Annotated in this window: 24 protein-coding genes and 1 riboswitch; of the genes, 8 read left to right on the forward strand and 16 right to left on the reverse strand. The window is 71.0% G+C overall.

Annotated elements, in window-relative coordinates:
- Positions 1–124: 124 nt before the first annotated feature.
- Positions 125–544: a GNAT family N-acetyltransferase gene (locus OG510_RS33735; protein WP_406141818.1), complete on the reverse strand. Its 420-nt coding sequence runs from the start codon at positions 542–544 to the stop codon at positions 125–127.
- A gap of 91 nt (positions 545–635) precedes the next feature.
- Between OG510_RS33735 and OG510_RS33740 the strand changes: the two genes are divergently transcribed.
- Positions 636–872 (forward strand): antitoxin, encoded by a 237-nt coding sequence (locus OG510_RS33740; RefSeq protein WP_328375554.1) that lies wholly within the window; start codon positions 636–638, stop codon positions 870–872.
- Positions 869–1,240 (forward strand): fic family toxin-antitoxin system, toxin component, encoded by a 372-nt coding sequence (locus tag OG510_RS33745; RefSeq protein WP_406141819.1) that lies wholly within the window; start codon positions 869–871, stop codon positions 1,238–1,240. The genes OG510_RS33740 and OG510_RS33745 overlap by 4 nt, the downstream gene beginning before the upstream one ends.
- A 148-nt stretch (positions 1,241–1,388) precedes the next feature.
- Here the strand turns inward: OG510_RS33745 and OG510_RS33750 are convergent, their stop codons facing one another.
- From OG510_RS33750 to bioB, 4 genes are all read right to left on the reverse strand, one after another.
- Complete coding sequence (locus OG510_RS33750) at positions 1,389–2,072, reverse strand: class I SAM-dependent methyltransferase (protein WP_406141820.1); 684 nt, start codon at positions 2,070–2,072, stop codon at positions 1,389–1,391.
- Between the two features lie 70 nt (positions 2,073–2,142).
- On the reverse strand, positions 2,143–2,895 hold the full coding sequence (gene bioD, locus OG510_RS33755) for a dethiobiotin synthase (protein ID WP_406141821.1): 753 nt from the start codon (positions 2,893–2,895) through the stop codon (positions 2,143–2,145).
- 1 nt (position 2,896) lies between these two features.
- Complete coding sequence (locus tag OG510_RS33760) at positions 2,897–4,168, reverse strand: adenosylmethionine--8-amino-7-oxononanoate transaminase (RefSeq protein ID WP_406141822.1); 1,272 nt, start codon at positions 4,166–4,168, stop codon at positions 2,897–2,899.
- A complete protein-coding gene (gene bioB, locus OG510_RS33765) occupies positions 4,161–5,222 on the reverse strand; it encodes a biotin synthase BioB (RefSeq protein WP_164267857.1) in 1,062 nt (353 codons plus the stop codon). Before bioB ends, OG510_RS33760 begins: the two co-directional genes overlap by 8 nt.
- Before the next feature lie 143 nt (positions 5,223–5,365).
- Here bioB and OG510_RS33770 point away from each other — a divergent pair, with 143 nt between their 5' ends.
- A complete protein-coding gene (locus OG510_RS33770) occupies positions 5,366–6,523 on the forward strand; it encodes an 8-amino-7-oxononanoate synthase (RefSeq protein WP_406141823.1) in 1,158 nt (385 codons plus the stop codon).
- 38 nt (positions 6,524–6,561) lie between these two features.
- Here the strand turns inward: OG510_RS33770 and OG510_RS33775 are convergent, their stop codons facing one another.
- Both OG510_RS33775 and OG510_RS33780 read right to left on the reverse strand, forming a co-directional pair.
- Positions 6,562–6,789: a DUF397 domain-containing protein gene (locus OG510_RS33775; protein WP_406141824.1), complete on the reverse strand. Its 228-nt coding sequence runs from the start codon at positions 6,787–6,789 to the stop codon at positions 6,562–6,564.
- Between the two features lie 9 nt (positions 6,790–6,798).
- Positions 6,799–7,656 (reverse strand): helix-turn-helix domain-containing protein, encoded by an 858-nt coding sequence (locus OG510_RS33780; RefSeq protein WP_406141825.1) that lies wholly within the window; start codon positions 7,654–7,656, stop codon positions 6,799–6,801.
- A 233-nt stretch (positions 7,657–7,889) separates the two neighbouring features.
- Here OG510_RS33780 and OG510_RS33785 point away from each other — a divergent pair, with 233 nt between their 5' ends.
- On the forward strand, positions 7,890–8,321 hold the full coding sequence (locus OG510_RS33785; protein WP_164265131.1) for an ATP-binding protein: 432 nt from the start codon (positions 7,890–7,892) through the stop codon (positions 8,319–8,321).
- Positions 8,322–8,353: 32 nt separating this feature from the next.
- Here OG510_RS33785 and OG510_RS33790 read toward each other — a convergent pair whose 3' ends face one another.
- Positions 8,354–8,827 (reverse strand): C40 family peptidase, encoded by a 474-nt coding sequence (locus tag OG510_RS33790; protein ID WP_406141826.1) that lies wholly within the window; start codon positions 8,825–8,827, stop codon positions 8,354–8,356.
- Positions 8,828–8,830: 3 nt separating this feature from the next.
- Positions 8,831–9,048: riboswitch (cyclic di-AMP (ydaO/yuaA leader) on the reverse strand.
- A 693-nt stretch (positions 9,049–9,741) separates the two neighbouring features.
- Here OG510_RS33790 and OG510_RS33795 point away from each other — a divergent pair.
- On the forward strand, positions 9,742–11,253 hold the full coding sequence (locus tag OG510_RS33795; RefSeq protein ID WP_406142693.1) for an alpha/beta hydrolase: 1,512 nt from the start codon (positions 9,742–9,744) through the stop codon (positions 11,251–11,253).
- Between the two features lie 25 nt (positions 11,254–11,278).
- Here the strand turns inward: OG510_RS33795 and OG510_RS33800 are convergent, their stop codons facing one another.
- Positions 11,279–12,316 (reverse strand): NAD-dependent epimerase/dehydratase family protein, encoded by a 1,038-nt coding sequence (locus OG510_RS33800; RefSeq protein WP_406141827.1) that lies wholly within the window; start codon positions 12,314–12,316, stop codon positions 11,279–11,281.
- A gap of 65 nt (positions 12,317–12,381) precedes the next feature.
- Positions 12,382–13,083, reverse strand: a complete 702-nt coding sequence (locus OG510_RS33805; protein WP_406141828.1) for a lysophospholipid acyltransferase family protein — start codon at positions 13,081–13,083, stop codon at positions 12,382–12,384.
- 218 nt (positions 13,084–13,301) lie between these two features.
- Here OG510_RS33805 and OG510_RS33810 point away from each other — a divergent pair, with 218 nt between their 5' ends.
- Entirely contained in the window at positions 13,302–13,721 is a 420-nt protein-coding gene (locus tag OG510_RS33810; RefSeq protein WP_406141829.1) for an SSI family serine proteinase inhibitor, read from the forward strand.
- A gap of 59 nt (positions 13,722–13,780) precedes the next feature.
- Here the strand turns inward: OG510_RS33810 and OG510_RS33815 are convergent, their stop codons facing one another.
- The 5 genes from OG510_RS33815 to OG510_RS33835 all read right to left on the reverse strand — a co-directional run bounded on the left by OG510_RS33815 (position 13,781) and on the right by OG510_RS33835 (position 18,224).
- Complete coding sequence (locus OG510_RS33815) at positions 13,781–13,942, reverse strand: hypothetical protein (RefSeq protein ID WP_406141830.1); 162 nt, start codon at positions 13,940–13,942, stop codon at positions 13,781–13,783.
- A 57-nt stretch (positions 13,943–13,999) separates the two neighbouring features.
- Complete coding sequence (locus tag OG510_RS33820) at positions 14,000–14,968, reverse strand: cytochrome c oxidase assembly protein (RefSeq protein WP_406141831.1); 969 nt, start codon at positions 14,966–14,968, stop codon at positions 14,000–14,002.
- Positions 14,969–15,073: 105 nt separating this feature from the next.
- Positions 15,074–16,099: a 6-phosphofructokinase gene (locus OG510_RS33825; RefSeq protein ID WP_164265136.1), complete on the reverse strand. Its 1,026-nt coding sequence runs from the start codon at positions 16,097–16,099 to the stop codon at positions 15,074–15,076.
- A gap of 140 nt (positions 16,100–16,239) precedes the next feature.
- A complete protein-coding gene (locus OG510_RS33830; RefSeq protein ID WP_164265137.1) occupies positions 16,240–16,968 on the reverse strand; it encodes a type 1 glutamine amidotransferase in 729 nt (242 codons plus the stop codon).
- A gap of 17 nt (positions 16,969–16,985) precedes the next feature.
- Positions 16,986–18,224, reverse strand: a complete 1,239-nt coding sequence (locus OG510_RS33835) for a MurT ligase domain-containing protein (protein WP_266859407.1) — start codon at positions 18,222–18,224, stop codon at positions 16,986–16,988.
- Between the two features lie 115 nt (positions 18,225–18,339).
- Between OG510_RS33835 and def the strand changes: the two genes are divergently transcribed.
- Positions 18,340–18,879 carry a peptide deformylase gene (gene def / locus OG510_RS33840; RefSeq protein WP_406141832.1) on the forward strand — a complete coding sequence of 180 codons (540 nt, stop codon included), beginning with the start codon at positions 18,340–18,342 and terminating at the stop codon, positions 18,877–18,879.
- Positions 18,880–19,086: 207 nt separating this feature from the next.
- On the opposite strand, the gene OG510_RS33845 is transcribed toward def, so the two are convergent.
- Complete coding sequence (locus OG510_RS33845) at positions 19,087–19,665, reverse strand: TetR/AcrR family transcriptional regulator (protein ID WP_406141833.1); 579 nt, start codon at positions 19,663–19,665, stop codon at positions 19,087–19,089.
- Positions 19,666–19,763: 98 nt separating this feature from the next.
- On the opposite strand from OG510_RS33845, the gene OG510_RS33850 reads away from it, so the two are divergent.
- Positions 19,764–20,150, forward strand: coding sequence for a nuclear transport factor 2 family protein (locus tag OG510_RS33850; protein ID WP_406141834.1), 387 nt, complete (start codon positions 19,764–19,766; stop codon positions 20,148–20,150).
- Positions 20,151–20,194 lie beyond the last annotated feature (44 nt).

Below are 20,194 nucleotides of genomic sequence, written 5' to 3' on the forward strand. Positions count from 1 at the left end.
GCGGACGCTCACACCTTTCGGTCGGTGTCGGTGTCGGCGTAGTTGTCGGTGGTACGGCTCGGTCGGTGGCAGGGCGGACAGCCATCGTAAAGGAAAGGCAAAGCGCCGGTCGTGGCTGCGGCGGTTACAGCGGCTTGACCCACCGTCGCCAGTGGTCCTCGCGATGGTAGCCAGCCGATGCCCAGGTCCGGTGGGCCCGTTCGTTGTCCTCCAGGACCATGGCGTCGCCCCGCCGCCCGCCGAGGGCCGTGAAACGCTGTTCCGCCGCCTCCAGCAGGGCGGCGGCGATGCCCCGCCGGCGGAGATCGGGGTGGACGGCCAGGCGGTAGAGGGAGCACCGCCATCCGTCGAAGCCGGCTATCACCGTCCCGGCCAGCAGGCCGTCGCGCTCCGCGACGAGGAGGGCCTCGGGGTCCCGGGTGACGAGGCGGGCCACGCCGTCGTGGTCGTCACTGACACTGGTTCCTGCCGCCGCGATGCGCCAGAACCGCAGGACGGCGTCGACGTCCGACAGGGTGGCGCAGCGGATGACAAGATCGCTCATGGGACGAGCCAATCAGATGGGCCGTCGTCCGTGCGGCCTGCCCCCTGACCGCCTCTTGCCGGTGCTAGCACCCGCGCGCTAGCGTGGTGACGTGGCCAAGACTCAGCTGAACGTACGCGTGGACGAAGCGACCGCCGAAGCGGCACGCCAGCGTGCTCTCCAACGGGGAGTGAGCGTGAACCGCTATATCGAGGAGCTGGTCAATCAGGACGCCGGCGAGGTGGGGCACACCTTCGTCGAAGCGGCCGCCGACTTCATGAAGCAGTACGCGTCGGTGTTCGCGGACGAGTCCGCCGTGGAAGGCAAGCGTCGCAAAGGCAGCCGTTGAACCTCAAGATCGATCTGGCCTGGCTGCTGATGGTCGCCGAGCACCGGACCCCCGGTGACCCGCCCGTCATCGACTGGGGCGCGCTGGTGGCCGCCGTCAGCCGGCACGAGGCCGAGGTCTTCGGCATCCCCGTCTACAGCGACCCGTACGCCCGTGCCGCCGCCCTGCTGCAACTGCTGCTCCACGTACCGGCGTTGGAGCACTCCAACGCGATGTTCGCCTCGGCCGTCGCCTACGGCTATCTCGTCGCCTGCGGGCTGAAGGTCGTCACCTCGCCCGAACAGGTCAGGGATCTGGCACGGCTGGTGAAGCAGGACAAGGCGGATGTCCGGACGATCGCCGACGAACTGCGCCAGTGGAGCCTGTGAGCCCCGGCCGCGCCTGATCGGGCCTTCTGATCGGGTCACCTGAGCCAGCCACCTGAGCCAGCCACCTGAGTCGTCCACCTCAGCCGACCACCTGAGCCGACCACCCCGGGCCGACCGGGACCTCGCCCGGCCTCGGCCCCGCTTCACCTCACGCGGCCGCCGATGCCCCCGGCCGCCGCGCCCGGCCCAGGACACAGGGCGACGAAGGCAGCCACAGCCCACGCTCCGGTACGGTCAGCCGCCGGTAGGTGCCGAGTTCGAAACCCGCCTCCCGGATCGCGGCCAGGGTGTCACGCGCGGTGTGGCAGCCGCCGAAGAGCAGCGGCCAGACCGTACGGTCCAGGGCCCGCTGTGCCGTGGCCCGCACAGGTCCAGGGGCGAGCCCGTGCTCGAAGAACCGCAGTTCACCGCCCGGCCGCAGCACACGCCTGATCTCGGCGAGCGCCCGCGGCAGATCGCGTACGGTGCACAGCACCAGCGACGCCACGGCCGCGTCGAAGGTCTCGTCCGGTACGGGAAGCGCCTCCGCGGTCCCCGGCAGCACGTCCACCGGGACAGTGGCGTCCATCGCGGACCGGACCGCCAACTGCCTGAGCGTGCGCTCCGGTTCGACGGCCACCACATCGGAGACCGCTGCCGGGTAGTGGGCGAAGTTCAGCCCGTTGCCCGCGCCGACCTCGATCACCCGGCCGGACAGGCCGGCGAGCAGTTCGGCACGGTGGGCCGCCACGCCCGCGTTGCGGTCGGCGTTGACGCTGAACCGGGCGTAGAAGCGGGCAAAGAGCGGGTGGTGCACGCTGTCGCGTGGGATCTTGCTGCTGCGCAGCGGCATCGTAGGTCTCCTCCGGCGGACGGGAAGGCGGGGGACACGGCGATTGTGCCTGTCCCCTCGCCCGCCCCGCTCATGCCCCCGATGGCCCGCCGTACTCCGGGGAACGTGGAGGATTCCCCGAGAGCCGCGGCACGTCCGGCGCGGCCGCCCACGTCCCGCCGATGTGCGGTGCCAGCCAGCCGGGCGCCCGGTCACGGAAGACGGCGGGCTCCAGCAGGCCCGCGCCCTCCGGTACGGCCCCGGCCAGCGGCGCCCCCGCGGCCTCCGGCAGATCCACCAGATTGCACCGGGCGTCGAGACCTGGCTCGGCCGGCCAGCTGCCGATCACGACCCCCGCGCACTCCAGCCGCCGGGCGCGCAGCGCCTCCGCCGTCAGCGCCGTCGCGTTGAGCGTGCCGAGTGTGGCCGGGGTGACCACCAGGACCGGTGCCCCCAGCAGCTGAGCCGCGTCCGCGAGTGTGCCGCCGTCGTCGTCGAACCGTACGAGCAGCCCGCCCGCGCCCTCGACCAGCACCAGATCGTGCTCGGTCGCCAGCTTCTGCGCCGCGTCCGCCACCTCCTGCGGGCGCAGCGGCGCGAGCCCGGCGCGCCTGGCGGCCGTGGCGGGCGCCAACGGGTCGGGGAACCGGGCCAGTTCGACAGCGGTCACCTCACCGGCGAGCCGCGCCACCTCGGCCACGTCGCCGTGCTCGCCGGGTAGCAGCCCGGTCTGCGCGGGCTTCAGCACCGCGACGGACCGGCCCCGCGCTGCGGCCGCCAGCGCGGCGGTCACCACCGTCTTGCCGATCTCCGTGCCGGTCCCCGTCACCACCAGAATCGTCATGTCATGCCTCCCGTGCCACCGCGCACACCGCACGGCAGATCCTGGCGATGTCCTCGTCTCCCGTGATGTACGGCGGCATGGTGTACACGAGATCGCGGAACGGCCGCAGCCACACGCCCTCGCCCACCGCGGCCCGGGTCGCCGCCGCCATGTCCACCTCGTGGTCCAGCTGGACCACGCCGATCGCCCCCAGGACCCGGACGTCCCGGACGCCCGGCAGCCCGGCGGCCTCCGACAGACCGTCCAGCAGATCCGCCTCCAGACGTTTGACCTCAGCCTCCCAGTCCTGCCCGAGCAGCAGATCGACCGAGGCACAGGCGACCGCCGCCGCCAGCGGATTGGCCATGAACGTCGGCCCGTGGGCCAGCACCGGCACCTCGCCCCGCGCGATGCCATCGGCGACCCGCGGGGTGCAGAGCGTCGCCGCCATCGTCAGATAGCCGCCGGTCAGAGCCTTGCCCACACACATCACATCCGGTGCGACCCCGGCGTGGTCCGCGGCGAAGAGCTTGCCCGTACGGCCGAAGCCGGTGGCGATCTCGTCGAAGACCAGCAGCACACCGTGCGCGTCGCACGCCTCGCGGAGCACCCGCAGATACGCGGGGGAGTGGAAACGCATCCCGCCCGCGCCCTGGACCACCGGCTCCACGATCACGGCCGCCAGCTCGTGCGCATGGCGGCCGATCAGCTCATGGAGACGGTCGGCGTACCCCTGCTCGTACTCCGCCGGAGGCGCGTCCGCGAAGACCTGCCGGGGCAGCACCCCCGACCACAGGTCGTGCATACCGCCCTCGGGGTCGCACACCGACATGGGCTGCCAGGTGTCCCCGTGGTAGCCGCCCCGCCAGGTCAGCAGCCGCTGCTTCTCGGGGCGGCCCACGGAACGCCAGTACTGCAGACACATCTTGACGGCGACCTCGACCGACACCGAACCGGAGTCGGACAGGAACACATGCTGGAGCGGCTCCGGTGTGATCTCCACCAGCTTCGCCGCGAGCCGGACGGCGGGCTCATGGGTGAGCCCGCCGAACATCACATGGCTCATCCGGTCCAGCTGGCCGCGCGCGGCCTCGTTCAGCACCGGGTGGTTGTAGCCGTGGATCGCCGACCACCAGGACGACATGCCGTCCACCAGCTCGCCCGCGCCCGCGACGCGCAGCCGGACACCGGACGCCGACTCGACGAGCAGCGGCTCCTGCCGGCCGGGCATCGGGCCGTACGGGTGCCAGACATGGCGCCGGTCGAGTTCGAGCAGATCGGCCGTGTCAGGCATTGGGTGCGAGGTCCGTTCCCGCGCCCCTGCGGCGTACCGACACCAGGCCCTCACGGTGTTCGGGCAGCGTCGTCGTGTCCGAGCCCTCCACCACGAAGCCGGCGTCCGCGATCATGTCCAGGTCGGCCCGGCCCGCCTGGCCCTCACTCGTCAGATAGTCGCCGAGGAAGATGGAGTTGACGAGGTGCAGGGCGAGCGGCTGGAGCGAACGCAGATGCACCTCGCGTCCGCCCGCGAGACGTACCTCGGCGTCCGGGCAGACGAACCGCACCATCGCCAGGATGCGCAGACAACGCTGCGGGGTCAGGTGCCAGTCCCCGGCCAGCGGGGTGCCCTCCATCGGGATCAGGAAGTTCACCGGCACCGAGTCGGGGTCGAGACCGCGCAGCGCGAAGACCACGTCGACCAGGTCGGCGTCGCTCTCCCCCATCCCGGCGATCAGCCCCGAGCACGCCGAAAGACCGGCGGCCTGGGCGTGCTGGACCGTCTCCACCCGGTCGGCGAAGTCGTGGGTGGTGCAGATGTCGGCGTAGGTGGCCTCCGACGTATTCAGATTGTGGTTGTACGCGTCGGCCCCGGCCGCCCGCAGCCGCTCCGCCTGACCGTCCTTGAGCAGCCCGAGGCAGGCGCACACCTCGATGTCCTCGTTCTGCCCCTTGATCGCCTCGATGGTCTCCGACACCCGGTCGACATCGCGGTCCGTCGGGCCCCGGCCACTGGCGACCAGACAGACCCGCTTCGCCCCGCCGGCGACTCCGGCCGCAGCCGCCTTCGACGCCTCGTCCGGCTTCAGCCAGGTGTACTTGAGGATCTCCGCCTTGGAGCCCAGCCGCTGCGAGCAGTACGAGCAGTCCTCGGGACACAGGCCCGATTTGAGATTGACGAGATAGTTGAGCTTCACCCGCCGCCCGAACCACTGACGGCGCACCTTTCCGGCTGCCGCCACCACGTCCAGCAGTTCGTCGTCGGTCGTCGCCAGCACGGCGAGCGCCTCTTCACGGGTCGGCAGTTCGCGCCGCAGCCCCTTGTCCACCAGCGTGTTCAGCAGGTCCATAGGGCTGATCCTGGCCTACGGCACCACCTCCGGCCAAGGAGGAACCGAACAACACCGCTGACCTGGGGTGTGTGTATTGCCACACCCTGACCCCGCATCGCCCCGGCTAGGGTCTGTGAACTGCCTACAAAAAGGGACCGATCATGACTCCAGCCGCACCCCGCGAGCCCTTCGAGTGGACCGACGCGGTGGCCCGGCGCCGGGCGGACGCGGGGCTGGTGCGCGCGCTCCGGCCGCGGGCCGCCGCCCAGGACGTGCTCGACCTCGCGAGCAACGACTATCTGGGGCTGAGCCGCCGGGCCGCGGTCACCGCGGCCGCCGCCGAAGCGGCCCGCCGCTGGGGTGCGGGTGCCACCGGATCCCGGCTGGTCACCGGATCCACCGAACTCCACGCCGAACTGGAGGGCGAGCTCGCGCGGTTCAGCGGTTTCGAGGCGGCGCTCGTCTTCTCCTCCGGGTACGCGGCCAACCTCGCCGTGCTCACCGCGCTGACCGGCCGCGACTCCCTGATCGTCTCCGACGCCGCCAACCACGCCTCGATCGTGGACGGCTGCCGGCTCTCCAGGGCGGCGACCGAAGTCGTCCCGCACAGCGATCCCGAGGCAGTCGGGAAGGCGCTGGACGCGCATGGCGGCGGCCGGGCCGTCGTGGTCACCGACTCGGTCTTCTCGGTCGACGGCGACGCGGCGCCACTGCCGGAACTGGCCGCGGTGTGCCGTCGCCACGGGGCGGCCCTGATCACCGACGACGCGCACGGCCTGGGCGTACTCGGCGACGGCGGACGCGGCGCCGTGCACGCGGCGGGGCTCGCGGGCGCTCCCGACGTGGTCGCCACGGTCACCCTCTCGAAGTCACTCGGCAGCCAGGGCGGTGCGGTGCTCGGCCCCGCCCGGGTCATCGGTCATCTGGTCAACGAGGCCCGCACCTTCATCTTCGACACCGGCCTGGCACCCGCGGCGGCGGGCGCGGCCCTGGCGAGTCTGCGGCTCCTGCGGGACGACCCGCTGCTCGCCGGGCGTACGAGGACGGTGGCGCACACCCTGCACACCCGGCTGACCGCGGGCGGACTCAGCGCGGTGCGCCCGCAGGCCGCCGTCGTCTCCGTCCTGGCTCCCTCGCCCGCCCAGGCGGTGCGCTGGGCGGCCGACTGCCGCGAAGCCGGTCTGGTGGTCGGCTGCTTCCGCCCGCCGTCGGTACCGGACGGCATCTCACGGCTGCGGCTCACCGCACGAGCCGACCTGACGGACGAGCAGGTCGAGCGGGCGGTGGACACGGTGCTGCGGACCGCGCCCACCGGATGACAAGTCCCCGATAAGCAGAGCCGGTTACCCGACGACGCCTACCTGGCGCCCGCTTCGTGCACCGACTCCAGGAAGCCGGTCCAGGCGGCCGCTCCGAAGAGCAGCGCCGGGCGGCGCACGCGCTTCGAGTCACGGACGGCCAGCACACCGCCGTCCAGTAACGCGGTCTCGACACAGTTGTTCATTCCGGTGCTGCGGCTGCTGCGCCGCCACCGCGCGCTGCTCAGAGAAGTACTGGAAGGGACGTTCGCAGGGTGAGCGGACATGATGCCTCCCTAACCGCCGTCACTGATCCCGGCGATGAGATCCAACGATTCCTGCTGGGGAAGGGCGCGCGCCTGGATCCTGCGGAACGCGGCGCTGTACGCCCTGAGGTCTTCTTTCCGTTCCAGATAACGGCTATGCATCAAGTGGTCGAGAACGACCACATCCAGATCAACAATGTTCGGAAAAGAGAAGATGGTGAAAGAGCCGGTGAGTCCACGGTGCCCGCCGGCGGTGAACGGTATGACCTGCAACCGCACATGAGGCAGCTTGGCGACCTCCCGTACATGCCGTAACTGCTCCGCCATCACCCCGCGCCCGCCCATCCGGCGGTGCAGAGCGGCCTCGTCGACGACCGCGCTGAGCTCAAGCGGCGGATCCGCGTCGAGCACGCGCTGCCGCGCCAGCCGCACATCGACCAGGGAGTCCACGGTCCCCGCCGGTATCCCGTCGAGTGAGGCCCGGGTGACCGCTTTCGCGTAGCCGGGTGTCTGCAGCAGACCGGGCACCACCGACATCTCGAACGTGTGCGCCGTGCACGCCTGCGACTCCAGCCTGATGAAGTCGCGGTACTGGGCAGGCAGCACCCCCCGGTAGATGTGCCACCAGTCGGCGCTCTCGTCGGCCCCCGCACCGCACAGCGCGTCGAGCAGCTCGCGCTGCCGGGCGTCCCGCACCCCGTACGCGTCGAGCAGCAGGGCCAGATCAGCCGGCCGCACCCCGCTGCGTCCCGTCTCGATCCTGCTCACCTTGGACTGGTGCCACCCCGCCAACCGGGCCGCGGCCGCGCTGGTCAGGCCCGCCAGGACCCGCAGCCGGCGCAGCTCGGCGCCGAGTTTGACGCGGCGCACCGCCGGGCTGCTCCGCACCGTTCTCTCCCTCCGGTCGGCCGTTTCTGCAAACGTGCCAGTCCGGACGTCAAATACGGTCTCCCGTCGCAGAGTTCATCACTTTGAGCGACAGATATATGCACATCTTTGTGGATCGGCGGTACTGCGGTCACTATGAGTGTCACGCTCGCACGAAGCGCCACCTGAGGCCGTCTCGAAGCACAACCGTCACGAGACCTGCGCCGGCAGCGGTGGGAAAGGGACAGGCCGTCATGGCAGACCACCAGGAAGCATCCGTCACCCTGCCGAGCGAGCCGGCCTCGGTCCCGGCCGCCCGCACGTTCGTGGCCCGTGTGCTCACCGGATGGGGGCTGCCCTCCGACGCGGAGCTGGCGGACACCATCCGGCTGATCGTCTCGGAGCTGGCGACCAACGCGGTGCAGCACACCTTCGGCGCGTCCCCCACCTTCACGGTGCAGGCCGTCCTGGAGCGGGACGAGCGGCTGTGCGTCGGAGTCACGGACAGCCATCCGCGCTGGCCGCAGCGGCTGCCGGCAGCCGTGCAGCAGGACAACGGCCGCGGCATGGTCATCATCCGCTGGCTCGCGGCCGAGAACGGCGGCCGGCTGTCGGTCACCCCGACCCGGGACGGCGGCAAGACCGTGTGGATCGCCCTGCCCTGGACCGCCACGGTCCAGGGCTGACCGAGCCTGCCTTCCTCCGCCCGCCCCCGGCGTCAGTTCACCCGGCCGTACCAGACGCTGCGGTCCCAGATCTTCTCCAGCCTGACCACGGCGCCGGTCTTGGGGGAGTGCCAGATCTTGCCGTTCCCCGCGTAGATGCCGACGTGGTAGACGCTCCGGCCGTAGTGGAAGAAGACCAGGTCACCGGGGTGCCGGCCGGAGGCCGAGATATGGCGCACCCCGTTGTACTGCGCCTGGGCGGTGCGGGGCAGCTTCTTGCCCGCCTTCTTGAACGAGTAGAGCGTCAGCCCCGAGCAGTCGAACCGCGACGGCCCTGTCGCCCCCCACTGATAGGGCGAGCCCTTCTTGGAGGCCGCGATCTGTACGGCCCGGGCCGCGTGGGTGGCGGCCTGGGCCTCCACGGTCGCGCCCGGCGCCAGCGAAGTCCCCGCGACAGCGGCGAGGGTGAGGGCCGAGGCCGTTCCGGCCCGGGTGATCAGAGACGGGATATGAATCTGCGCAGTCATGCGCAACCCTTCGCAAACCGCCTGTGAAGGATGACCTGTCGGGTTCGGGCCGGCGAAGTTGCCCGGCCGCCGGGCAGGGTGACCGACTGATCAAGTCGGCCGTCCCGCCAAGCGGCTTCACCCCGAGGAGCGACGTCACTGTCGCCCCGGACTGCCTGGGTCCTCCACTCCTGCCGATCCACTCGTGTCGACCAGACATCCGGGTACGGCGGCAGGACTCGGCGTCCGCCCGGACCGCCCCGCCGTGGTGGCGGGGGCTTGTCGTCTCCCGGATCCTCACCCATGGCACGGCGGATTTCCGGCTGACCGCGCCGATTTGTGAGGGTTCGGGCCACTGGCCTGTTCGAGTGGGCGCCAGGGGCGGCGGAGTCGGGGACGCCGCCCGCGCAAGGCCCTCACCTGGGGCGCAGCGGTGATCCCGGGCGGACGGGCCGCAGCGAAGCGCAACTCGGCGCGGCCGCCGGACCGTCACCCGTCTACACCTTCCGGGGGACGCCCATCGGTGTACCGGCGACCCCCGAAAGGTGGATCCGGGCCGGCTCCCCGCGCGGCGCGGCCCGGTGCGGACGCCGTCACGGGGGCGGCGCGGCCCGGCCGACCGCGGCAACTCGGCCCGTGACAAAAGGTTTTCACCGGGCCCCTGTCAAAGTCCCTGCCTGCTGTCCGGGTTGAGCGGGGGAGGGGATATCCGCCAGTACCGCACCGCTCACCGGGACCACCTCTCCGCATTTCGGGTTGGCAAAGAACGCCCATGCGCCCTGTTGTCAGGGACCGTTCACAGGAAAGGATCCCCGGTACGTACTGGAGAGCGCCGTACGAACGGCGCTTCGCACAGGGGGAGGTACCACGTGAGACGCACCGCAGTGCTCGGCTCGGCCGGCGCTCTGGCCGCGGCGACTCTCATAGCGGGCGCCATGGCGGCACCGTCGGCCACCGCCGACGGCCGCGGTCACGCGGTCACGGAGGCGCACGGAGCGGCCGTTGCCGCCGCGCGGGCGGCGAAAGCGGGCATCGACTGGCGTGACTGCCCCACGGACTGGGCGCTCGCGAAGCCCGTCCAGTGCGGCTGGGTGACCGTGCCCGTCGACTACGCGCACCCGGACGGCCGGACGATCGAACTCGCGGTGGACCGTGCGGTGAGCACCGGTACGAAGTCGGAGCGGCAGGGCTCGCTCGTCTACAACCCCGGCGGGCCCGGCGCTTCGGGCCTGCGCTTCCCCACCAGGACCACCACCAAGAGCGCCCTGTGGGTCAACACCGCCAAGGCGTACGACTTCGTGGGCTTCGACCCGCGCGGAGTGGGCCACTCGGCGCCGATCTCCTGTATCGACCCGCAGAAGTACGTCAGCGCCCCCAAGGCCGACCCGGTTCCGGACAGCACGGCCGACAAGCGGGTGCAGCGCGGACTCGCGGCGCGGTACGCGGCCGGCTGCGAGAAGCGCAGTGGCGCGCTGCTGCCGTATCTCACCACGCCGAACAGCGCGCGCGACCTCGACGTCATCAGGGCGGCGCTCGGTGAGAAGAAGCTGAACTACCTGGGTGTGTCCTACGGCACCTATCTCGGCGCGGTGTACGGGACGCTCTTCCCGGGACATGTCCGCCGGATGATCGTGGACAGCGTGGTCGACCCGAAGCAGTCGAACATCTGGTACCAGGCCAACCTCAACCAGGACGTGGCCTTCCAGGGCCGCTGGCGCGACTGGCAGAACTGGGTGGCCGCGAACGACGCCAGCTTCCACATCGGGAAGACCGCTGACGCCGTCGAGCAGCAGTGGGTGAAGCTGCGGGCCGCCGCGAAGAAGCATCCGCTCGGCGGAGTCGTGGGCCCCGCCGAACTGCTCGGGTTCTTCCAGAACGCGCCGTACTACGACTCCTCCTGGGCGCCCGTCGCCAAGGCGTGGAGCCAGTACCTCGCCGGCGACCCACAGCCGCTGATCGACGCTGCCGGGCCCGACCTGTCGGACACCGCGGGCAACATCGCGGCGGAGAACAGTACGGCCGTCTACACGGCGGTCGAGTGCGCCGACGCCAAGTGGCCGACGGACTGGCGGACCTGGGACCGGGACAACACCCGGCTCAACAAGGACAATCCATTCCTCACCTGGTCCAATGCCTGGATGAACCTGCCGTGCGCCACCTGGCCCGCGAAGCAGCGGACCCCGGTGAACGTCCGTACCGGCAAGGGACTCCCGCCGGTGCTGATCGTGCAGTCGACCCGGGACGCGGCCACCCCCTTCCCGGGCGCCGTCGATCTGCACCAGCGCTTCAAGGGCTCACGCCTGATCGTCGAGAAGGACGCCGGATCGCACGGCGTGACCGGACTGGTCAACCCGTGCATCAACAGCAGGGTCGACACCTACCTGCTCACCGGCAGCACCGACCGCCACGACGTGACCTGCGCCCCGCACGCCACCCCGAAGCCGTAACGGCCCACGCCGGGGAACCGCTCGGTCAGCGGTTCCCCAGCCAGGCGTCTTCCGCCGCGTAGTCGAAGAGATCCAGATGCGGGTCGTAGACCTTCGCCATCGCGGGAAAGGCGTCGCGCCAGTCACGGTTCCGGAGCCGGCCGGCGATCCACTCCACGGTCGCGGGCAGCGACTCGGCATACCCGGTCACCGGGCGGTAGCCCAGCTCCCGCTCGGCGGCCGACATGTCGTACACCACCGGGTGATCGACGCCCCACGGTGTGCGGCCCACCTCGGCGGCCCCCTCGATCAGCACCAACCGGCTCCGTACGCCCATGACTTCGTCGACGGCCCTGCTGATTTCGGCGACCGTGGGCGCTTCGGGATCCCCGCCGTTCAGCACCCGCGCCCCCGGGTGCAGCGCCGCCAGCCGGATCAGCTCGGCCACGTTCGAGACATGCACCGGATGGAAGCGGCTCCGTCCGCCGTGCGCCAGAATCCGCACCGGCCGCCCGTCGAGCGCACGCTTGACGAAGTACAGCTCACGCGGGGCCCGGCTGTACGGACCGTGGACCGCACCGGCCCGCACCAGGGTCACGGGCAGCGCCCCGGAGGCCGCGAGCAGTTCCCGCTCCAGCGCCACCTTGCGGGTGCCGTACGTGGCAGGGCCCGGCTCGACCGTGAGGTGACTCTCGGGGATCGGCACCGGGAAACGCGGAAAGCCGTCCGGCTCGTCCTGGGTGTCGAAACTGCGCCCGTCGGCGTCCGCGTACACCGCGCCGCTGGAGATCACCACCGCCGAGCCGATCCGGTCCGCGAGGCCCACCAGCTGCCGGGCGTGGCCGGCTCCGTACGCGACCATGTCCACCAGTACGTCACAGCCGTCGCCCAGGGCCGCCGCCAGCTCGCCCTCACCGTCCCGGTCGACGCGCACCGTACGCACGCCGTCCGGCAGGCCGTCGTCGCCGCCCGCCCCGCGCGAAGCGGCCCGCACCTCCCATCCGTCCGCGACCAGCGCGCGCACCGCGGCGCGGCCGATCTGTCCGGTGGCCCCGAGTACGAAGACGCTTCCTCTGCTGCTCATGCCGTCGACGCTACGGTCGGCCCGCCGCTCGGGGCCAGACGGTTCTGCCCACAGCCGATCCGGCGTCAGCGCGGTTTCCTGGGGATCTTCTTCGGCTGGGCGGCCTTCACGTCGGCGGCGTACGCGTCGACGTACTCCTGGCCGGAGAGCCCGAGGACGGCGTACATGATCTCGTCGGTGACGGCCCGCAGCGCCACCTTCTCGTTCTCCAGGCCCTCGTAGCGGCTGAAGTCCAGCGGCTTCCCGAAGCGGATCGTCACCCGTCTGATCTTCGGCATCCGCTGGCCCGGCGGCTGGATCTCGAAGGTGCCCACCATGGCGCACGGCACCACGGGCACCCGGCCCTGGATGGCCATCACGGCCACTCCGACCTTGCCCTTGTAGAGCCTGCCGTCGTGCGAGCGGGTGCCCTCCGGGTAGATCCCGAGCAGCTCGCCCCTGCCGAGCACACCGAGCCCCTCGCGGACCGCCGCCCTGCCCGCCTCGCGGCCCGACCTGTCCACCGGGATCTGCCCGATACTGCGGAAGAAGGCGGCCGTCAGCCGCCCCTTGATGCCCGGCCCGGTGAAGTACTCCTGTTTCGCGAGGAACGTGATGCGCCGGCTGAGGACGACCGGCATCAGAAAGTGGTCCGAGAAGGACAGATGGTTGCCCGCGACAATCGCGGCGCCGTCCTCCGGGATGTGTTCGAGCCCTTCGATCCTCGGCCGGAACAGCAGCCTCAGCAGCGGTCCCAGAACGGCGTATTTCAGGATGTAGTAGAACAATCGCGGTCCCGCCTCCCCGTCGCCCCCGTGACGACGCACAGTAGCCGCCGTACCACCTGCCACGGAACCCGTCCGGGCCCCGCGGACTCCCCGGGGGGCCGTCCGTGGACCCGGAATCGCGCCCGTACGGGTGACCGGGCGGCATGGCGGCTTGCCCCCGGGCCGGGTGGCCGGGTGCTCTGGGCTCCCACCCATGTGCCGAGTTCCAGGAGGCCCGGATGTGCCCCCGTACGATGTCCACCGCGGCGGCCCTGCTCGCCTTCGCCGCGGCCGCGCCCGCACAGGCGGCCGGAGCCCCCGCGCAAGGGGCCGGGGCGCCGCCCATCCGCCCGGCCGGACTCGTCCTCACCGTCGCGTCGCCCTCGCACCCCGACCGGAACCGCAGCGTGCTGCTGCGCTGCGCGCCCGAGCGGAGCGACGGCTCGCACCCGGACGCCACGGACGCCTGCCGGGCACTCGACAGGGCCGGCGGCAGCTTCGACCGCCTCGACGGCCGGCCCAGGGCCTGCACCCGGCAGTCCGATCCGGTCACGGTCACGGTCGCCGGAACGTGGGGCGGGCGCCCCACCCACTGGGACCGGACCTTCGCCAACGCCTGCTCGCTCGACGCGGCGACCGGCCCGGTCTTCCGCTTCTGACCGCTCCCGGCCGCTTCCGGGTCCTTCCGGCCGCTCCCGGTCACCGCGGCGCGGGCGGGTCAGCCACTGCCGCGCGACGCGATCACGCCGACGGTCACCAGGCCCAGCACCACCCAGCCGAACCACAGCCAGCCGTTGCTGCCGAGCACCGCCGAGTATCCCGTCACCGCGACCAGCGCTCCCACGGTGATGACGCCCATCGTTTTCACAGAACCGGTCATGGGCCGCTCCTCCTCGGGGGGTGGAGGGCCATCGTCGCCCGGCGGGTGCCTTCTCCGCTACTGGCCGCGTGCCTGGAGTGACGCCAGGTAGGCGTTGTAGGCGGCCAGCTCCTTGTCGCCGTTGCGGTCCTCGGCCCGGTCCGAGCGCCGCGCCACGCGCTGCTCGGAGCTGTACCACTGGAAGACCAGGGCGATCAGCACCAGCACCGAGGGGATCTCGCTGAAGGCCCAGGCGATACCGCCGGCGGCCTCCTGGTCGGCGAGGGCGTCGATGCCGAGGGAGGCCGGCGGGTTCTTGTACACATGCACCATCGGTTCCGTCGCCATCATCAGGGCGATACCGAAGAAGGCGTGGAAGGGCATGCCCGCGAAGAGCTCCAGCATCCGCTGGACATAACCGGGCCTGTGCGGTCCCGGGTCGACGCCCATGATCGGCCAGAAGAAGACCAGACCCACGAAGAGGAAGTGCACCATCATCACGATGTGCCCGGTCATCGAACCCATCAGGAAGTCGAAGAGCGGCGTGAAGTACAGACCGTAGAGGCTGGCGATGAACAGCGGGATGGTGAACGCCGGGTGCGTGATGATCCGCATGTAGCGGCTCTGGAGCAGCATCAGCAGCAGCTCCCGTGGTCCCTTGCGGTTCCCCCGGCCCGCGACCGGCAGCGCGCGCAGGGCCAGCGTCACCGGAGCGCCCAGCAGCAGGAGGATGGGGGAGAGCATGCTGATGATCATGTGCTGCACCATGTGCACGCTGAACATGACCATGCCGTAGTCGTTGAGCTTGGTGCACATCGTCAGACCGACGGTCAGCACACCGATGACGAAGAGCGCGATCCGGTGGACCGGCCAGCTGTCACCGCGCCTGCGCAGCCGCACCACGCCCCAGCCGTACAGGGCGAGCCCCGCCAGACAGCCGATCAGGAAGAAGGGGTCCGCGGAGAAGCCCAGCCCCCGTCCCAGCGTGAACGGCGGCAGATCCATGGTCATGCCGCCCATGGGCATGCCGTGCCCGCTGTGGTCCATCCGCTCACTCCTGATTCGTGCCCGATGTCCGCACCAGCGTAGAACTGCCCCCGGCCGCAGCTGCGGCCGGGGGCAGTTCGTACTGTATCGGGCGAATGGGGAAGTTCAGAGCACGCACTCGGCTTCGGCGTACCGCTCCGGGGGCACGGTCTTGAGAGTCTCCACGGCCTGGGCGAGCGGCACCATGGTGATCTCCGTGCCGTGCAGTGCGGTCAGCATGCCGAACGCGCCGCGGTGCGCGGCCTCCACCGCGTGCCAGCCGAACCGGGTGGCAAGCACACGGTCGTACGCGGTGGGCGTGCCGCCGCGCTGCACATGACCGAGTATCACCGGACGGGCCTCCTTGCCGAGGCGCTCCTCCAGTTCGATGGAGAGCTGCCTGGCGACACCGGCGAACCGCTCATGGCCGTACATGTCCTTGGCGCCCACATCGAAGCTCATCGAGCCCTCGCGCGGCTTGGCGCCCTCGGCGACGACCACGATCGCGAACTTCTTGCCCGCCGAGAAACGCCGGCCGACCAGCTCGGTCAGCTCACCGATGTCGAAGGGCCGCTCCGGCACGACGATGGCGTGCGCGCCGGCCGCCATGCCCGAGTGCAGCGCGATCCACCCGGTGTGGCGGCCCATGACCTCGACGATCAGTACCCGCTGGTGCGATTCGGCGGTGGTCTTCAGCCGGTCGAGCGCGTCGGTCGCGACCCCGACGGCCGTGTCGAAACCGAAGGTGACATCGGTCGACGCGATGTCGTTGTCGATGGTCTTCGGCACGCCCACGATCGGCAGCCCCGCCTCGGAGAGGAGGTGCGCCGCCTTGAGCGTGCCCTCGCCGCCGATCGGGATGATCGCGTCGAGCCCCAGATCGGCGACATGGCCGCGGGCGCGCTCCACGCCGTCGCGCAGATGCGCCGGCTGGACCCGCGACGAGCCGAGGATCGTACCGCCGCGAGCCAGGATGCCGCCCACCGCGTCGAGGTCGAGCTTGCGGTAGTCGCACTCGAGCAGGCCCTTCCACCCGTCGTGGAAGCCGATGACCTCGTCGCCGTGGTCGACGACGGCGCGGTGCACGACCGAGCGGATGACGGCGTTCAGGCCGGGGCAGTCGCCGCCGGAGGTGAGGACACCAATTCGCATTGCCCGACTTACCTTTGCAACGTGGGCTTGTGACCGGACCACGTCGTCCGGGCTGGATCCCGTCACCCTACCGGCGGAGGGCGGCCTGGACGTAGCGGGCGTCCGCCTGCTGGACGCCGCTCAGATGTACGTATCGGGCCTCATGCGGGCTGTGTTGCCGCGGCGATCCGCTCGGTCCGCAGCGCCTCGTACCAGCGGTCGTCGGTCGGAGGCAGCGCGTTGACGTCCAGGGCCAGCTTGAGCAGCAGATCGGCGATCTGCGGGTTACGGGCCAGCACCGGGCCGTGCATGTACGTACCGAAGACCGTGTCGTTGTACGCGCCCTCGGTGCCGTCGCCCGTCCCGTTGCCCCGGCCGAGCTGGACCCGGGCGAACGGGCGGGCGGTCGGCCCGAGGTGGGTGATGCCCTGGTGGTTCTCGAAGCCGGTCAGCGGCGGCAGGCCGAGCCGCTGGTCGATGTCGCCGTACACGTCGCCCACACAGCGGTCGCCCTCGCCGCGGGTCGAGATCACGTCGAGGAGCCCCAGACCCGGTTCGCGCTCGCCGAGGTCGTTGATGAACTCGTGGCCGAGGATCTGGTAACCGGCGCAGACCGAGAAGATGATCGCGCCGTTGGAGGCCGCCCTGCTGAGACCGCCGTCCCTGCGCAGCCGCTCGGAGGCCAGCCGCTGCGGGCGGTCCTCGCCGCCGCCGATCAGATAGATGTCGCCGGAGGTCGGCACCGGCTGGTCGCTGCGTACGTCGATACGGGTCACGTCGAGGCCGCGCTGGCGGGCCCGGCGCTCCACCACCAGGGCGTTGCCCTGGTCGCCGTAGGTGCTCAGCAGGTCCGGGTAGACCCACACCAGGCGCAGGCTGTTGTCGCTCATCATCGTTTCCTCTGCGGTCAGTTGCCGACGCGGCGGCGCACGTCCTGGAACGCGGTGTAGTTGGCGATCAGTTCGATCCGGCCGGGCGGCGCGTACTGGACCGCCTCGTCCACGGTCTCGCAGACCTGGAACTGCAGACCGGCCACTTCGAGCCGTACCGCGAGGTCCAGCTTGCGGTCGCCGATGACGAAGATCGGGTGGCCCGCCAGCCGGGTGTAGTCGACGTCCCAGAGCCAGGAGGTGTCCGTGCCGTCGGCGCCGCGGGCGTTGACGGCGAGAATCACCGGCGTGGGCGGCGGATCGATCAGCGAGAACGTCTCCAGCCAGCCCGCCGGGTTCTTGGCGAGCAGCAGCCGCACCTCGCGGTTGAGGAACGACACCACGTCGTAGCGCCCGGCGACCGCCTGGACCCCGTACATCCGCTCCAGGGCCACCTGCGGCGGCACCCCGAAGGTCGCAGCGACGGCGGCGGACGTGGTCGCGTTCGCCTTGTTCGCCCGGCCCGGCAGCTGGAGATGGATCGGCCAGGCCGACCCGTGCGGATCGAGGACGTAGTCACCGGAGAGCGCCCAACTGGGCGCCGGGCGGCGGAAACCGCAGTCCGCGCAGAACCACTCGTCGTTCGGCCACTGCAGCACACCGCCGCAGGACGGGCACGACCAGGCGTCGTCCTTCCACTCCTGGCCGGCCGCGACCCAGACCACGGTGGGGGAGGACGAGGCCGCCCACACGACCAGCGGGTCGTCGGCGTTGGCGATGACGACGGCCTTCGTCCCGGCCAGTCCCTCGCGCCACCGCTCGGCCAGCATGCGGGTCTCGCCCGCCCGGTCCAGCTGGTCGCGGGAGAGGTTCAGCAGGGCGATCGCCTTGGGTGTCGTGTCGCGTGCGACCCCGGCCAGGTACTTCTCGTCGACCTCGATCACGCCGAAGCGCGCGTCGGAACCGCCGGCCAGCGCGGAGGTGATGCCCGCCGGCATATTGGCGCCCAGGGCGTTCGACACGACCGGGCCCGCGGCCCGCAGCGCCTCGGCGATGAGCCGGGTCGTGGTCGTCTTGCCGTTCGTCGCCGAGACCAGGATCACGTCCAGATGCTGGGCGAGGCGCCCGAGCAGGTCGGGGTCGAGCCGCAGCGCGACCTTCCCGCCGATCACCGATCCGCTGCCGCGCCCCGCGGCGCGCGATACCGCTGCCGCGGCCTTGCCTGCCGTCACGGCCAGCTTGGCCCGCGGCGACAGCGGCTCCGTGTTGCCGTCCATCGTCCTAGATCCTCCTTGCGTCGGCGCGGGGCTCAGCCTATCGAGATCCGGCCGTGCGCCCGACCTCGGCACCACCGGGGCGGCGCCGTTCCGGCGGGAACGTACGCTTGCCGCCATGCGAAACCGTCCGATCCCCGGCAGTTCCGGAGCCGTCCGCACGATGAGCCCGTACGGCGATCCCGTGCTGCACGCGCCCTGCGAGGCCGTGGCGGACTTCGACGCGTCGCTCGCCCGGCTCGTCGAGGACATGTTCGCGACGATGTACGCGGCACGGGGTGTCGGCCTCGCGGCGAATCAGATCGGCGTCGCACTGCGGGTGTTCGTCTACGACTGCCCGGACGACGAGGACGTGCGCCATCTCGGCCATCTGGTCAACCCCCGGCTGGTGCGGGCGGACGGTGTCTCCGTGCGCGGCGCCGAGGGCTGCCTCTCGCTGCCCGGTATCGAGGCCGGCACGCCGCGCTTCGACCACACGGTCGTGGAGGGCTTCACCGTGACCGGCGACCCGGTCACGGTCAGCGGCACCGGATTCTTCGCGCGCTGCCTCCAGCACGAGTGCGACCACCTCGACGGCCTGATGTACACGGACCGGCTGTCCGGCCGGCGCCGCGGGAAGGCGCTGCGGGCCGCCCGCAAGGCCGGACTGATCCCCTAACTTGAGTTTTAACCTCAGGCCGGCTTGCCCGCCCCGTCTCCGCGGTATCCGCCGCCGGTTCCGTCCGGATCAGGCAGATGACGAGAGGTCCTGAAACGGCATGTGACCATGGGGCTGTCCTGCAGGTGTTCCGTAACCTCTTCTTCCCGGGCCCGAGGTGTGTGCGGCTCCGGGCGGGTTCCGCTGGAGCGAGGAGCCGAGCGAAGTTCACAACTCAGGTTGAAGCTTCCCGGGCAGCTCCGCGACAAGGTCGCGGACGTACGCCTCATCCGTACCGGGGATCGAGAAGACCACCCGGAAGTAGAGCGGCGCAACGATCCGATCCAGAACCTGCTCCAGGGACGGGGGCGCGTCGCCGCGCTCCCGCGCCGCGTCGAGGACAGGGCGGAAGCGCTCGCTGACCCTGCGCAGGCATTCACGTAGCCCGTCGTGGCGCTCGTCGACGTCGGGCGCGACCTCGGCGCGAAAGAACGCGATGCCACCGGGCCGGGAGAGCTCCGTCAGTGTCCAGAGCGCCTGGTTCTCCAGGTCGGTGCGCAGGTCGCCGACGAGCGGGGGCGCGCCAGCGTCGCTGCGGTGCTTGGCGACGTCGGCCAGGAGTGCGGCGAGCGTACCCCAGCGCCGGTAGAGGGTGCTGGAGTTGACCCCCGCGCGCTGGGCCACGGCGGGGAGGGTCACCTGGTCGGCGCCGAACTCGCCCACCAGCGCGACCGCGGCGCTGTGCACGGCAGCACGGACGTGGGTGCTGCGGCCGCCGGGCCGTTTCGTCGATGCGTCAGCGTTCACCCCTCCACCTTAAAGCAAAGAGTTGTGCCTTAGCGGGCAGGGGGCTTACGGTCACACTAAAGCGGAGATCGCCGCTTTAGTGTTGTGAAGGGAATGCCATGTCCAACAACGAAGCCCCCCTCGCCCTCGGGCGCACCTTCCACCAGGCCCTTGTCTCGGGCGACTGGGACGGCATCCGGGCCCTGCTGCACGACGACGCCACCTGGACCCTGCCCGGCGACAACACCATCTCCGGCACAGCCGAGGGCGCCGACGCGGTGGTGGAGCGCGCTCAGCTGATCGCCTCGTACGGCCTCGACTTCGAGCTGCTGCATCTCCTGGTCAGCAGGGAGAACCTGGCGCTCTCCCTGCACAACACGGCGAACCGGGAGGACGCCGTGCTGGACGAATACCTGGCCACGGTCTGCCGGCTCCGCGACGGAAAGATCGCGAGTATCGAGACCTATCTCTCCGACGTGCCCGGGATGAACGCGTTCTTCGTCTGACGACTCCCGGCTTGGGTCCTGACCTTCGACCGGCTCCCCGCTCC

The organism is Streptomyces sp. NBC_01089, assembly GCF_045162975.1.
Taxonomy (GTDB): domain Bacteria; phylum Actinomycetota; class Actinomycetes; order Streptomycetales; family Streptomycetaceae; genus Streptomyces.

Bases quoted from the DNA above. Each gene is read 5' to 3' on its own strand.
- OG510_RS33825 (WP_164265136.1), bottom strand. From the start codon at position 16,099: ATGCGAATTGGTGTCCTCACCTCCGGCGGCGACTGCCCCGGCCTGAAC.
- OG510_RS33815 (WP_406141830.1), bottom strand. From the start codon at position 13,942: ATGACCGGTTCTGTGAAAACGATGGGCGTCATCACCGTGGGAGCGCTG.
- OG510_RS33835 (WP_266859407.1), bottom strand. From the start codon at position 18,224: ATGGACGGCAACACGGAGCCGCTGTCGCCGCGGGCCAAGCTGGCCGTG.
- OG510_RS33785 (WP_164265131.1), top strand. From the start codon at position 7,890: ATGGCAGACCACCAGGAAGCATCCGTCACCCTGCCGAGCGAGCCGGCC.
- OG510_RS33790 (WP_406141826.1), bottom strand. From the start codon at position 8,827: ATGACTGCGCAGATTCATATCCCGTCTCTGATCACCCGGGCCGGAACG.
- bioD (WP_406141821.1), bottom strand. From the start codon at position 2,895: ATGACGATTCTGGTGGTGACGGGGACCGGCACGGAGATCGGCAAGACG.
- def (WP_406141832.1), top strand. From the start codon at position 18,340: ATGCGAAACCGTCCGATCCCCGGCAGTTCCGGAGCCGTCCGCACGATG.
- bioB (WP_164267857.1), bottom strand. From the start codon at position 5,222: ATGGACCTGCTGAACACGCTGGTGGACAAGGGGCTGCGGCGCGAACTG.
- OG510_RS33800 (WP_406141827.1), bottom strand. From the start codon at position 12,316: ATGAGCAGCAGAGGAAGCGTCTTCGTACTCGGGGCCACCGGACAGATC.
- OG510_RS33770 (WP_406141823.1), top strand. From the start codon at position 5,366: ATGACTCCAGCCGCACCCCGCGAGCCCTTCGAGTGGACCGACGCGGTG.
- OG510_RS33735 (WP_406141818.1), bottom strand. From the start codon at position 544: ATGAGCGATCTTGTCATCCGCTGCGCCACCCTGTCGGACGTCGACGCC.
- OG510_RS33795 (WP_406142693.1), top strand. From the start codon at position 9,742: ATGGCGGCACCGTCGGCCACCGCCGACGGCCGCGGTCACGCGGTCACG.
- OG510_RS33750 (WP_406141820.1), bottom strand. From the start codon at position 2,072: ATGCCGCTGCGCAGCAGCAAGATCCCACGCGACAGCGTGCACCACCCG.
- OG510_RS33850 (WP_406141834.1), top strand. From the start codon at position 19,764: ATGTCCAACAACGAAGCCCCCCTCGCCCTCGGGCGCACCTTCCACCAG.
- OG510_RS33830 (WP_164265137.1), bottom strand. From the start codon at position 16,968: ATGAGCGACAACAGCCTGCGCCTGGTGTGGGTCTACCCGGACCTGCTG.
- OG510_RS33810 (WP_406141829.1), top strand. From the start codon at position 13,302: ATGTGCCCCCGTACGATGTCCACCGCGGCGGCCCTGCTCGCCTTCGCC.
- OG510_RS33775 (WP_406141824.1), bottom strand. From the start codon at position 6,789: ATGTCCGCTCACCCTGCGAACGTCCCTTCCAGTACTTCTCTGAGCAGC.
- OG510_RS33820 (WP_406141831.1), bottom strand. From the start codon at position 14,968: ATGGACCACAGCGGGCACGGCATGCCCATGGGCGGCATGACCATGGAT.
- OG510_RS33760 (WP_406141822.1), bottom strand. From the start codon at position 4,168: ATGCCTGACACGGCCGATCTGCTCGAACTCGACCGGCGCCATGTCTGG.